Consider the following 14,163-nt stretch of genomic DNA (forward strand, 5'->3'; position numbering starts at 1 on the left):
CCGATTTCTATTTCCATTCAAATGTATCGATCATGTGGAGGAGATCCTTTTTGATATAATCAACGGCCGGCGCCAGAGAATCGGGTTTCGGCCTGGAATTAAAATACAAATTCCCGGTAACGAAATGCCTGGTGCTATCCGTCACAAAAAACTGGATATTAGATGCCGTCTGCCCTTTAAGTTCATAAAAATTGCCATATACCTTTTTCTTCGGATATTGGAAAAACTTGGTATCTATGGAGCTGGCCTTGATGGTATGCTCATAAACCATTTTCTCTACCTCTTTCACATGCAAAGGAAAATCATTTTTGATAGGAAAATAAGTGATAAAAACATTAGCCTTCATCTTGGGGTAAGACAAATTGTACCAGCAAGGCTGCTTGGCATCCTTAATTGTGGCAAAATCAGAATAGTCAAAAGAATAACTGCATGGCGCGCTAAACCTGGTGTAATTGGGATTGGGATATTCCAAACGCAGGTCTCCCTTGGGTTTTGGGACAGGTTCTTTGCCACATGAACACAATGATAGACCAACAAAAATTCTGATCAGATTTTTAAACATTCGGCAAAAATAACAATAAGAATTGATACAGAGAATTTTGAAAACCTAATTTTTATTAAGAATACCTGATTTACAAGGAAATGACTATATCTATTAATAGATCAAAGCTTCTATTTTAACAAAAAACGACTAAGAAGCGCCAGCGCGTGAGGGCGGAGGGCATTGGTGGAGCTCCTGCGCCGAAGAAGCAGAGCGACTGCCCGCAGACCGCCCCAAGGTGCGACGAGTGGTGCGAGCGAAGCGAGCGCCAACGAGGATCACCGCGGGACACGCCCAAAGAATAAAGCAATGTGTTAAAATACGTTATAGTTATTATCTGAAGAAATTTTTTGTAACCTTTTTGATTTCTCCGTCGTATAATATAAGCAACCTAAAGAATGAGGTTTTTATAATGAGACAATTAAAAATTACAAAACAGGTTACCAACAGGGAAACCGCATCACTCGACAAGTATCTGCAAGAGATTGGGAAAGTAGAACTGATTACCGCTGATGAGGAGGTAGATTTGGCACAGAGAATTCGTGCCGGAGACAGGGCTGCGTTGGAAAAACTGATCAAAGCGAATCTCCGTTTTGTGGTTTCGGTTTCTAAACAGTACCAGAATCAGGGACTTTCTCTTCCGGATTTGATTAACGAAGGTAATCTTGGATTGATGAAAGCAGCGAAAAGATATGATGAGACCAGAGGTTTCAAATTCATTTCGTATGCGGTATGGTGGATCCGTCAGTCTATTTTGCAGGCTTTGGCTGAGCAGTCTAGGATTGTAAGGTTACCTCTTAATAAGATTGGTTCTATCAATAAGATCAACAAAGCTTACGCCCACCTGGAGCAGGAAAATGAAAGACCACCTTCCCCGGAAGAACTTTCTGAAGTTCTTGACATGAGTGAAGAGGACATTAAGGAATCTATGAAAAACAGTGGCCGCCACCTTTCTATGGATGCACCACTTGTGGAAGGAGAAGATTCTAACCTATACGACGTTTTGCGTTCTGGCGAGTCTCCAAGCCCGGATAAAGATCTGATGCTGGAGTCTCTTCAAATTGAAATCGAAAGAGCACTTTGCACGCTGACGCCAAGGGAAGCTGATCTTGTAAGGCTTTATTTTGGTCTTAACGGCAAGCATCCAATGACGCTGGAAGAGATTGGTGAAACCTTTGACCTTACCCGGGAAAGAGTACGCCAAATCAAAGAGAAAGCAATCAAAAGGCTGAAACACAATTCCCGAAGCAAGATTCTGAAATCTTACCTCGGAAAATAATTTTTCGCGACAACAATATCAAAGCAGGTTTTTCTAAGCCTGCTTTTTTTGTTGGAGATGGTAAGCCACTTTTTCCTCCAGGTCTTCCAGATTAAAGGGTTTGGCTACGAAATCATCTGCCTGCGCCAGCTTTGCAAGTTCCTGTATATCATTGTTAGCCGTCACATAGATAACCGGAATATGTTTAAATGCCTCGTGGCTTTTCAAAAGTTGAGTAGCCTCTACCCCACCGATATTTGGAATCCAGTTATCCATCAAAATAAGATCAGGTTGATAATCTGTAACTTTTTGAATAATGTCATGCGAGGTTTCCGAGATTTCAACCTTATATCCGTTGGATTCGAAGATGATGGTGATCACCTCCAGGATACTTTTGTCATCATCAAAAATTAAAATCTTGTCCATAATTATAGTGTTATTGTTTTTATAGTTGATTAATTAAACCGGCTAAATCTTCCGGTGAAAACAGCAGATCATAATCTACCTGACGCAAGGCCTGCTGCGGCATATAGCTGATTTCGGCAGTCTCAGGATTCTGAATCCAAACCCTTCCTCCCGCCTTTTTAATGATTTTGAGCCCGGCTACACCATCTGCATTAGCTCCGGATAAAAGTACTGCTACCAGCTCTTTGCCAAATACTTCTGCTGCAGAAATAAATGTAATATCTATAGAAGGCCTGGAGTAGTTAATCCTCTCGGATCTATCCAAAGACATTGTCTTGCGCGAGTCCAATAAAAGATGATAATCTGCAGGTACCAGATAAATCTTATTAGGTTCCAATTCGGTTTTATCTTCTATTTCCATAACTTCTTGCACGGCATACTGTTGCAACAAAGTTTCTAATATATTGGCAGCCTGAGCCTTGCGGTGAATAACAATCAGAATTGAAAAATCAAGACTTGGTTTCAGATGGCGGATCATCTCTAGGATGACCTGCAAGCTGCCTGCGGATCCGCCGATAACAACCAATTCTGTATGATTTTCGCTTTCCATAAAATCCAAAGTTATGGATTAATTAGAGATTATTTTTTTCCAGATCTTCTCCTCACCTATACGATGATAAAATTTTTCTAAACCGGAAAACCTTAATGTTTCCTTAGATCCCAACGCCAGATATCCCAAATTTTCCAAACTGTTATCAAAAAGATTAAACACTCTGTCCTGAAGTTCTTTATCAAAATAAATCAAAACATTGCGGCAAATAATGAGCTGAAAGCTATTAAAAGAACTGTCTGATACCAGATTATGAGTAGAAAGAATCATTTTGTCCCTAAGGCTTTTATCCAATCTCGCACTGTCATAATTGGCGGTGTAGTAATCTGAAAAATCTTGCCTTCCGCCGGAAAGGATATAGTTCTCCGAATACAGCTTCATCTGCTGCAAAGGAAAAACGCCCGCTCTTGCGGTTTCCAAAACTGCAGGATTAATATCTGTGGCGTAGATCAAAGATTTGTGGTAGAGGTTGGCCTCCTTCAACAAAATAGCAATGGAATAAGCTTCCTCTCCCGTAGAGCAGCCAGCCACCCAAATCCTAATCAGCGGATATGTGCCAAGCTGTGGCAATATCTCATCCCTAAGGCATTTGAAAAAAGAAGGATCTCGAAACATCTCGGTAACATTGACGGTAATCTCTTCCAAAAAATGTTTGAGATAATCCGGCTCATTAATAACTTTATAGCGTAGTTCTGCGAAGCTTGTAAAACGGTCCAGCATGCATATCCGGTTAATCCTCCTTTTGAAAGAAGCCCGGCTATACAAAGAAAAATCGTAGCCGTATAAGTCATAGATGTCCCTAACCAACTGCTCTATTTCCTCATCCTTTATAATATTAGGCTCCAGCATCTAATTCAATTTTTTTTATAGCATTCATCAGTAGATCGACATCTACAGGTTTTTTGATATAATCGTTAGCTCCTGCATCCAAACATTTTTGACGATCTTCCTGCATGGCCTGCGCCGTCACTGCAATAATGGGGATATGTCTAATCTGCTGATCTTCACGAATCAATTTTATCGCTTTGTAACCATCAGTATCAGGCATCATCATGTCCATAAGGACCACTGATATATTATCGTCATTTTTTAATATGCCAATAGCGTCTTCCGCCGAGATAGCTGTTTCCGACGTGTAACCACGGGCCTTCAGTGTCAATTTGAGCGCAAAGATATTGCGCGGATCATCATCTACGATAAGAATTTTTTTTGTCATTACAGATGGTTATTAATATTAATTATCGTAGAGCCATACACGTAAAAGTGACAGAAGCTGGTCTATATCCACAGGCTTTGTAATATAATCTGAGGCACCTGCCTGAATGCATTTGTCCCTGTCCCCAACCAATGATTTGGCTGTTACCGCAATAATGGGCAACTTAGAATAGGCCGGCATTTTCCTTATTTCCTTTATAGTATCATATCCATCCATTTCGGGCATCATCATATCCATCAGTATTACATCAATATCGGGATGTTCTTTAATCTGTTCGAGTGCCTGTTTACCGTCCATTGCCAAGACAACTTCCACTTTATAAGTTTCCAGCGCTTTGGTTAACGAGAAAATATTACGAACATCATCATCTGTGATAAGGATCTTTTTGCCACTTAAAACCTCGGTGAGCGAGCCCAGCGTTTTGCTCCTGATCACCTCCGCTGAGCTGTTTTTTTCTTCTACCAAATGGAGAAAAAGTCCCACCTCATCCAAAATACGCTGATAAGAATGAGCGGTTTTAACTACAATAGAATCTGCATATTTCTTGATTTTCAATTCCTCGGACTTGGAGAGGTTACGCTCTGTAAATATAATGATGGGCAAATTCTCCAATCCTTCATAACTTTTGATAGATTCGATAATCTCATAACCATTTCCCTTTGAGAATCCAATATCAAGAATCACACAGTCCACATTGCCACTTGTAAGGGCTTTTACACTGTCTTCCACATTATTTTCTATGGATAATGAGATATCAAAGTTACTGAGAAAGTAAGAGAGTGCACTAGCATGTTTTGAATTTTCTTCGGCAATTAAGACTTTTTGTGGAGATCGGCTAAGCGCTTCTTCTATTTTTTTGAAAACATCTGTCATCTGTTCCAGCGCCACAGGTTTATTAATGAAATCAATAGCGCCCTTCATAAGACTTTCTTTCCTAACCTGTAGAGAAGACATCATATGTACCGGGATTGGTTTGGTTTGTACATTCGCCTTTAATTGATCCATCACCTGCCAGCCGTCTTGCATAGGAAGCTGTACATCCAACAGGATTGCTACCGGATGATATTCCAGAGCGGCAGAGAGAGCTTTGTCACCTCTCACAACTACCACACCCTTATAATGCTGAAGATGTGCATATTTTAACAAAGCTTTAGCAAAATTGATATCATCTTCTACAATCAATATTACCTTATCCCCAGGCGCGATGGAAGCTCTGTCGTCATCTACATCTGCCGGAATCTCTAATGTAGCTATCGCTGAATCCAGTTTATGAATATTTTCTGTTAGAATTTCTTCGGACAAATCATCCTGCTTTTCTTCGGCAGAATGGGTATGGACTTCATTCACTGGAATAATGAGGCTAAAGGTACTGCCCTCGTTAACTTCACTTGTTAGCTCCAACCTTCCGCCAAGTAATTTTGCAATTTCACGACTGATAGACAAGCCCAAGCCCGTTCCTCCAAATTTTCGTTGGGTAGAACCGTCAGCCTGTTGGAATGCTTCAAAAATTAATTTTTGCTTATCCTGCGGAATACCAATGCCGGTATCTTTTACATTAAAAATTATAAAATTAGCATCTAAAATATCTCTTTGTATAGATAACTCTATGCTACCCTCTTTGGTGAATTTAAAGGCATTAGATAAGAGATTTCTAAGCACCTGATCAAGCCTTAGCCTGTCAGTTTCAATGGTGTTGCTGATGGTATTATCAATATGAATATTAAATGCCACGCCTTTTTCCCTGACAACGGGGCTGAATAAATTACGCAAATCTTTAACGACCTCATCTATAGAGACTGGCTGATACTCCAACGCCATTTTCCCAGATTCTATTTTAGCCAGATCAAGAATTTCATCTATCAAGGTGAGTAAACTGGTACCGGAACTTTGTATCACTTTTGCAGATTCTATCTGATCTTCGTTAAGGTTTTCATCAGGATTTTCTGCCATTAGCCTAGACAAAAGTAAAATAGAATTAAGCGGTGTCCGCAGTTCGTGCGACATATTAGCCAAGAACTCAGATTTATACTGTGTACTGAGTGCCAGCTCTTCAGCCTTTTTCTGAATCTCAAGATTATGATTGGCAATCAGCTGATTTTTTTCTTCTAACAGTTTTGAACGTTCCTCAAGCTCAATATTACTCTGCATCAGTTCTTCCTGCTGCACTTTCAGTTCTTCTTCCGAGGCCTGTAGTTTTTGCGTTTGCGCCTCCAGTTCTGTATTCAAGTTTTCAAGCTCTGCATGTTGTACCTGTAATTCTTCGGTCTGTGCCTGCGTTTCTTCCAGAAGGCGTTGCTCTTTTTCTCGCGCTCTTGCCGCCATAATTGCCAGACCAATATTGCGCGAAGATTCTTTAAAATAATCGATCCTGATCTGATCAAAGCTATCAACAGAGCTAAGTTCAACTATTCCTATGGTTTTGTAGTTACTGTATAACGGCATGAGTAAAATCCCGTTGATCTTCACTTTTATACTTGCAAAGCTGACCGAGAAGTCTGCATCGTTTAGATCATTAAAAACTTTTACTTTCTGTTGCTCAAATACCTGCCCCACCATGCCTTCTCCAATAAGAAAGTTCTTCTTCATATGATCCTCCATTCCAATAGCAGTGCTAAGTCGCAGTACTCCATCTTCCAAAAGGTAAATAGCACCATTGGAGCAGTTGCCATACTCTATGAGATGTTTTAAGGAATTCTCAAGAACGTCTTTTACACTATTTTTGCCAACCAGTGATTCATTAAGTGATGCCAAGCCCTTTTGAAGCCAATCACTGTTATTAATTTTGTCAAAAGAATTTTTGAGAGAATCGGTCATGTAATTGAGAGATCCTACAAGATCGCCCAGATCATCCTCTGCATTATCTGTCACTTTTTCGGTATAGTCACCACTTGCGACTCTGTTGGCAATTTTTTGAATGGCACTCACCCGTCTCTTCATTTCCGCATCTTTATCTTTCAATTCCTTCTCCATAGCGTCTCTTCTCTCCAAATCATTGCGGAGTTTGATATAGAAAATCACAGTAACAAGAAGTGCGGCAATAGCCGATAAAATAATGAACCAAACAGTAGTTGAAGTGGAAGTATCTAAATCTCTGTTTTTTTGCTGTAATTGTGCTTCCTCGTATTTTACAAAATCTTGAGCAATGTTCCTGCAATTATCCATATAATCCTTCCCCATCTGCATTTGTTCCTGCGTCATCTGCTCACCTTTGCGTTTGTTTTCTACAAAACGCTGAAGGTTGGAAAAATTAGCCTTCATGTTTTTTTCCAGCTCATCTAAACGTTTTAGTTGGTTTGGATCGGTAATATCCAACTGCCTCGCCCTTTCTATTGCTTGAGGGTATTCTACAACGCTTCTCTTATAAGGCTCTAGGAACATTTCCCTCCCTGTGAGCTGATAGCCACGGTTTCCGGTTTCCGCATCCAAAAGGGCTATCAATACATCTTTCACAGCCATTACAGAACGGCGGCTAACGCTGAGGCTCTCCCTATTATGCATCTGCTTCTGAATACTCCAGTAAGACGCTACAGAACTGGCTATCAATATTAAAAGAGAAAATCCTACTCCGAACTGTAAATTTCTGACGAATTTTTTTGGCATATCAAACTTAGTTTAGCGGTAATGAAAAATAAAATGTAGAACCTTCGTTTATTTTGCTGGATACACCAATGGTGCCGTCGTGCTGTTTTATTATTTCCGAACAGATGTACAAGCCGATCCCCATTCCCTGGAATTTGAGAGAAGATTCTTCTACACGGTAAAATTTATGAAAAACAGATTCCTGCTTATACTCAGGAATTCCGATACCAAAATCCGTGATACTGACTTTGACAGACTCATCATCTGCAAACATGGTGACAATAACGTGGTTATTTTCTGGAGAATACTTAATGGCATTGGTAAGAAAGTTAACCAAAACCTGCTCTATCCTAATGGCATCAAAAGGAAGAAAAAGCGGAGCTTTTAAACCATGGCGTTCTATTTTTAACTTATGATCGTGCGTTTGTAGAATGGTATCTATCGCATTATCCACCACTGCAGTAAGGTCATTTTGCTTTTTATTGATTTTCAGTTTCCCATTTTCTATTTTGGAAACATCCAAAAGATCCGTGATTAAAGTATTCAGCTTTTCTACCTGCTCAAGAGACTTGGTAACAAAACTTACATCGTTACTATCATTAACCTTTAGCTTACGCTCCAGCAATTGCATATACGCTTTGATGCTGGTGAGTGGCGTTTTCAATTCGTGGCTGGCAATACTTAGGAATTCATCTTTTTCCTTTTCTATTTTTTTTTGGTCATCAATATCTGTAAAGGTTCCTACCCAGTTTTTTATCAATGCGCCATCGTATACAGGCGTCATACGCAAAAGATGATACCTATAATCACCCGTTCTAATATTCTTGATACGGATTTCCAACTCCATATTCCTACCCGATTTTCGGCACTTTTCAAATTCCTTTTTAACATTTACATCATCAGGATGGGTCTCGGGAAATACTTTATCAGAATCAGAATACTGATACCATTTTACATTAACAAAACTCACCACACCATCTTTATCCAATGTAAAGGCAATCTGAGGGAGCGCCTCCAGCATGAGGTGAAAATGATCAATCTCAGAACGCATGCTCACGTGCGCCTCTCGCCTGCCCTTTACCTCAAGCTCTAGATTTTGCTTGGTCTTTTTGATTGCCATATTTTGCTCCTGCAAATTATAGTAAGCCTTTACCTTAAGCAAAAGAATCTCCGGATCTATAGGCTTTGTCACATAATCTATACCGCCGGAAGCATAGCCTTTGGCAATAAACTTCTTTTCGGTATTTACGGCAGACAAAAATATAATAGGGATGTCCTTGGTCCTGCTGTAGCCTGCTAATGTTTCCGCCACCATAAAACCATCCATATCAGGCATCTGCACATCCAGAATTATAAGAGCATAGTTATTCTTAAGTGCTTTTCCCAGGGCTTCTTCGCCGGAATCGGCTGTATCAACCAAAAAATCTTTTGATTCTAATAGTTTTTTTAATGAATATATATTATTTTGATTGTCATCTACAATTAAGATCATAAGATTTTATACTTCAAAAAAATTAAAAGTGAATAGTTTGTCATCAAAAATACTCACAAAACTTGTAACACCCCACTACTATCAAAAATAATGCAAAAAAAAACAGCTTGTGGCAAAGCGCAAACTGAATTAGCTGTAAGTAACAACTTTAAAGCCAAAAAAAATTTAAAAATAATCCCCATTTATAAAAAAACAGGGATTATCATTTGACCGAGATTATTTCTTTGATTCTTCTACAGAAACTTTTCGGAAGTCTTTGAACAGTTTTCCAAGTTCCAAAGCTGATTTTCTAGCTCTTGTACCAGCTGCTTTGTTACCTTTTTCTACTTGCTGCTCTGCCTCTTTGCTGAAACTTTCAAATTCCGCATTGATTTTTTCAATTAGCTCTTTCATAGTTGATATAATTAATTAATTGGACTGCAAATATAAAAGTTTAGATCAATTATACTTCATAATTGTTTAAATCTTTTGATCTGCAATATATTTACACCAATAATTTCTTTCTATAAAATATTATTTTAAAAAAAATCCATCGCAAAAAGTCTTGCAATGGATTCTATTTTAATTTGATTTGATAATGTTTTCCGTCTTTTATTCCTTAATGAATTTCAGAACGCTGGTTTTTTGGTTCTGATTAATTTTAATGTTGTAAACACCCTGTTTCAGCCCCTGAACATTGATGGTTTTAGCAGAGGAAGACATTACCTTTCTGCCATTCATATCATAAATCTCAGCTTGTAATGCTCCATCCTTTTTAATAGTTAATACTTTGGAAACCGGATTTGGGTAAATGCTGAGAGTGGCCGATTTATTAAAATTATCCACAGCCAGATTAGGTTCCCCAGCCAAAGACAAGAGTGTATTTTCCGTCAGTTTTTTCACATTCTGATTGCTTCCCGTTCCCGGCGCATACCAATCATAAACCCCGGAACCGTACCATACAACAGTACCGTCACCGGAATGACGAGGATTAAACTTGGCACCCTGGATTTCGTTGCCATCACAGTTTTCCAGCAGGATTTCCGCATTCAGCGTATTAGTAAAAACAGCTCTTCTCTGCGCCAATGTGGAGTTTGCGCCACCTGCATCGTCAAAAACCCTTCCCCAGTTAAAATTATACTGCAAAGTCCTGTTTTTCTTCTGTGTATCTGCGCCCAAAAACTCGATACTCTGCGCTGCAAAAGTACAGCCCACAGACGATGTAGCAATGCCGGTAACCAAAGCAGGCGATGCTGTACCACTCCAGTTGGTTCCCCATGCGGCGGCTGTATTGGCAGGGTTTACAGCGGTATCACCAAAACTCTGGTTGGGCCTGTATTCCCAAGGGTTGGACAATCCATCAAAAACCCCAATAACTTCCAGACTTTTCCCTGCAAAATTCCCTAGGAAGATATTTTTCCCAGAATGGTAGAATTGTTTGATTTTCCACATAAAGTCATCCTCCGTTTGGGAACATTGCCCGTTCCACTGGAAACCTGTCTCTCTAAGGACACAATGTTTATCTCCGTTGGATTCTGATGTGCCGCGTGGCCATTCATTCAGCCGTTCTGTGTAAGTAGCGCCGTCGCTCTGTATCCAAATAACATCGTAACCGCTGATATCCGCACCTTCTGCAACATCCTGAAAAGACAGATAAGTACCGCTGACTTTGGAGGAATGGGCAGGAACAAAGCTTTCCATAAACCATACGGCAGCAGCCCTGTCATCATCATAAGTCAATCCATCGCTGGCTGTTGGGATATTACTGTTATAAAAATCGGCCTGACCTATGAATGCAATTTTCTTTGTTTGAGCTGTTGCGTTGGCGATCATCATTGCCAATAGCAATCCTGAATAGATTTTTCTCATAATTCTGATTTTATTTGTTTTTAATATTAATTTGATAACATAATTCACATCAATGGACATCAATCATCATTAAATGGATTAAATCATTGTATATCAATCCACAGTGCTTATTCCAAATGTATCAGCAATGGCTATTGTGTTGTTTCAGAAATTGTTCAAAATGCTCTGAAAATGTTAAAAAGAATAAAAAAACACATCAAACACCGATGGATAAAGAAAAGTTAAAATCAGTAGAAATTGAAGAAATAGGTTGGGATTATAAAAATGTTACATGACATTTGTAAATGTAACGTGTTAAAATTAAATTAAAGCTAAATTAATATTCAATTAATATGAAAAGTTTTTACTAAAAATTGTCTGTGTGATTCAACTTTATTAATATTGTCTTAATATGACAATCATGAAAAACCGTAAAAACCCTGTATTTCATCAGGTTTATAAAATACTTCTTGTAATTTGCGCCGTATTTTTACTGTTGACTTGTAAAGATTCCGAGAAATCCCCGGAGGTTATCAATATCGGGTTTTCCCAGGGATTAGGAAATCATCCGTGGCGGCAGGTGATGAATCATGCCATGGAAATACAGGCCTCGCTCCACACAGAGGTACAGCTGAATATCAGAAAGGCAGAAGGGTCTGTAAGCAAGCAAATCAAGGATATACAGGCTATGCTGGATAACCATACCGATGTCATCATTATATCACCGATAGACCCCAACTCGCTCACTCCGATCGTGGAAAAAGCGTACCAACAAAAAGTACCTGTCATCCTGCTGGATCGCAAAATAAATTCTAACAAATACACCACATATATTGGCGCTGATAATACAGAAATAGGCCGCGATGCTGCCAACTATATTATCTCTGATTCTAAAAGTGAGAAAAAAATCCTTGAAATTAGAGGTGATGACCAATCGTCTCCCAGCACTGAGCGAAGCATCGGCTTCGAAAGTGTGGTTAATAATAACCCTACTTCCAAACTTGTAAAAAAATTCCGTGGATTGCCGACAGAGCAATTTAGGAAAACGTTGGATTCTTTGCGTGACCAAAATTTATACGTATTTGCTTTTAATGACGAGCTCGCCGGCAATGCCTGGCAAATCGCACGCAGCCAAGGCGTGGAACATCAGATCAAATTGATTGGCGTAGATGGCCTCAATACGAAAGAGGGCGGCATCCAGATGGTTTTGGATGGCAAACTGAATGCTACAATGCTATATCCAACCGGCGGTGCCGAGGCGGTAGAAATGGCCATCAAAATACATAACGGATTTGTTCCGCCAAAAAGGGTTAAGCTGAATACCGTTATTATCGACCGGATGAATGCCGAGATCATGCGGAACCAATTTGATAAAATCAATGAACAGCAGACGGTGATTGAAGATCAGGTAAATGCGGTGAAGAAGCAGACCCAGCTGTATTCTTCCCAAAAGTTGCAGTTCCGCTGGTCTGTGATTATCCTGATTATGATGTTTTGCCTTGTGGCGTACGCCATCTACCTCATCTACGCCATTAAAATCAAAAACAAGCAGCTGACGCTGACCAACGAGCGAATTACCATCCAGAGAAATCAAATTGAAAATATTGCCAACGAACTGAAATACAGCAACGAGGCCCGTTTAAACTTTTTCACAGGCCTTTCGCACGAATTCAAAACACCTATAACACTTATTATCAGCTCAATAGAATCTCTAAAAGAGGCCAGCAGAAGTAAAGGCTCGAAGCCATCATACGAACTAGAACTGATTAACAAAAACTCCAACAGACTGTTAAGGCTTATTGACAACTTATTGGATTTCAGGAAAATAGAAAATCAAACTTTTAACCTTCGGGTATCCAAAACCAATATATTTGATTTTACTTATGCTATTTTCCGTGATTTTGAGAATGAAGCAAAAAAACGGAATATAAAATTTGACATCCAGTGCCAAAACAAAAACCTGGATCTGTATATTGATAGGAACCTCATGGATAAAGTTTATTTCAACATATTGTCCAATGCTTTCAAATTCACGCCGGACAATGGTAAAATAGAAATCAACATTCTGGAGAAAGGGAACCAGGCGGTCATTAATTTTAAAGACAATGGTATCGGTATCCCTGAAAATGAAGTAAAAAATGTTTTTGAAGCTTATTTCAAAGGTTCCAATAACCGCAAAAATAGTTCGGGTATTGGTTTGCATCTCAGCAAACAGTTTATCGATCTTCATCTTGGCCAGATAGAAGTCAATTCTTTCCAGGGAACCGAGTTTGTGATTACATTATATAAGGGGAATAAACATTTTAATGAGGACCAGGTGATCCGTGAGCTGGCGATTACCAGTGCCGATATTGTAGCAAGCAAAGACCTGCCCCAATTTTCCGATGAAGAATTCTACATAGGAAACTCTAATCTGGCCGAGGAACGGTACAGCCTGCTTCTGATAGAAGATAATGCCGACCTCACATTTTTCCTGAGCAAAAAACTCCAGAATGAGTTTGAGATGATTTTATCCGACGGTACCGATGCTGTGCAGAAAGCCGTCTCCGAAGTACCGGACATTATTGTGTGTGATGTGAACCTGCCGGACAAAAACGGATTCGAGATCTGCGAAATCCTTAAAAAAGACCTCAGAACTTCGCATATTCCGGTTATAATGTTGACTGCGCTGGATAATAAAGAATCTTATCTACAGGGATTGCAATCCGGGGTGGATCTTTATCTTACAAAGCCCTTCAGCTATCCTATCCTTATACAGTCTGTAAAATCACTTTTGTACAACCGGCAAAAACTCAGGTATTATTATACTAATAATATTGGTAAAATTGTTTCCAGCAAATCTTTTGGCAGCATAGAGCAGGCTTTTGTGAGCAAGCTAAACCAGATTATCAAAAGCAATATAGATAACCCGGATTTTTCGGTAGAGAACCTGGCGGATGAGCTGCATATCTCAAGAATTCAGCTTTACAGGAAGATAAAAGCGATGTTTGATGTCAACGTTAGTGATTACATCAACAATTTCCGGCTGGAACAAGCCAAAACTATGTTGCAGGATCCGGGATTCACAATTTCTGAAATCGCATACAAAACCGGCTTTTCGTCTCCTAATTATTTCTCTACGGTTTTCAAAAACAAATTTGGCATTTCTCCCAACCAATTTCGGAAATCTCCTTCGGAGGATTAGACTGTATAAGTTGCCCGATTTAACATAAATTATGGTAACAATTCTATAAAA

Annotated in this window: 11 protein-coding genes; 2 read left to right on the forward strand and 9 right to left on the reverse strand. The window is 39.4% G+C overall.

The annotated features are described in order from the left end of the window. Positions 1–7: 7 nt before the first annotated feature. Entirely contained in the window at positions 8–562 is a 555-nt protein-coding gene (gldD, locus tag AC00Y6_RS05240) for a gliding motility lipoprotein GldD (RefSeq protein WP_474489567.1), read from the reverse strand. Between the two features lie 391 nt (positions 563–953). On the opposite strand from gldD, the gene AC00Y6_RS05245 reads away from it, so the two are divergent. Beyond that, a complete protein-coding gene (locus AC00Y6_RS05245) occupies positions 954–1,820 on the forward strand; it encodes a sigma-70 family RNA polymerase sigma factor (protein ID WP_474489568.1) in 867 nt (288 codons plus the stop codon). A gap of 33 nt (positions 1,821–1,853) precedes the next feature. Here AC00Y6_RS05245 and AC00Y6_RS05250 read toward each other — a convergent pair whose 3' ends face one another. The 8 genes from AC00Y6_RS05250 to AC00Y6_RS05285 form a co-directional block, all read right to left on the reverse strand. Further along, a complete protein-coding gene (locus AC00Y6_RS05250; RefSeq protein ID WP_474489569.1) occupies positions 1,854–2,225 on the reverse strand; it encodes a response regulator in 372 nt (123 codons plus the stop codon). 19 nt (positions 2,226–2,244) lie between these two features. Next, a complete protein-coding gene (locus tag AC00Y6_RS05255) occupies positions 2,245–2,814 on the reverse strand; it encodes a chemotaxis protein CheB (RefSeq protein WP_474489570.1) in 570 nt (189 codons plus the stop codon). 18 nt (positions 2,815–2,832) lie between these two features. Further along, positions 2,833–3,663, reverse strand: a complete 831-nt coding sequence (locus AC00Y6_RS05260) for a CheR family methyltransferase (RefSeq protein WP_474489571.1) — start codon at positions 3,661–3,663, stop codon at positions 2,833–2,835. Continuing rightward, on the reverse strand, positions 3,650–4,030 hold the full coding sequence (locus AC00Y6_RS05265; protein WP_474489572.1) for a response regulator: 381 nt from the start codon (positions 4,028–4,030) through the stop codon (positions 3,650–3,652). The genes AC00Y6_RS05260 and AC00Y6_RS05265 overlap by 14 nt, the downstream gene beginning before the upstream one ends. An 18-nt stretch (positions 4,031–4,048) precedes the next feature. Continuing rightward, on the reverse strand, positions 4,049–7,630 hold the full coding sequence (locus tag AC00Y6_RS05270) for a response regulator (protein WP_474489573.1): 3,582 nt from the start codon (positions 7,628–7,630) through the stop codon (positions 4,049–4,051). A 7-nt stretch (positions 7,631–7,637) separates the two neighbouring features. Continuing rightward, entirely contained in the window at positions 7,638–9,101 is a 1,464-nt protein-coding gene (locus tag AC00Y6_RS05275) for a hybrid sensor histidine kinase/response regulator (RefSeq protein ID WP_474489574.1), read from the reverse strand. A 216-nt stretch (positions 9,102–9,317) separates the two neighbouring features. Further along, positions 9,318–9,494: a histone H1 gene (locus AC00Y6_RS05280; protein ID WP_076783442.1), complete on the reverse strand. Its 177-nt coding sequence runs from the start codon at positions 9,492–9,494 to the stop codon at positions 9,318–9,320. A 198-nt stretch (positions 9,495–9,692) separates the two neighbouring features. Continuing rightward, entirely contained in the window at positions 9,693–10,949 is a 1,257-nt protein-coding gene (locus tag AC00Y6_RS05285; protein WP_474489575.1) for a DUF4960 domain-containing protein, read from the reverse strand. A 400-nt stretch (positions 10,950–11,349) separates the two neighbouring features. On the opposite strand from AC00Y6_RS05285, the gene AC00Y6_RS05290 reads away from it, so the two are divergent. After that, positions 11,350–14,112 carry a hybrid sensor histidine kinase/response regulator transcription factor gene (locus tag AC00Y6_RS05290; RefSeq protein ID WP_474489576.1) on the forward strand — a complete coding sequence of 921 codons (2,763 nt, stop codon included), beginning with the start codon at positions 11,350–11,352 and terminating at the stop codon, positions 14,110–14,112. The last annotated feature ends 51 nt before the right edge of the window (positions 14,113–14,163 follow it).

The sequence above is a fragment of the Epilithonimonas sp. genome, from assembly GCF_056329745.1.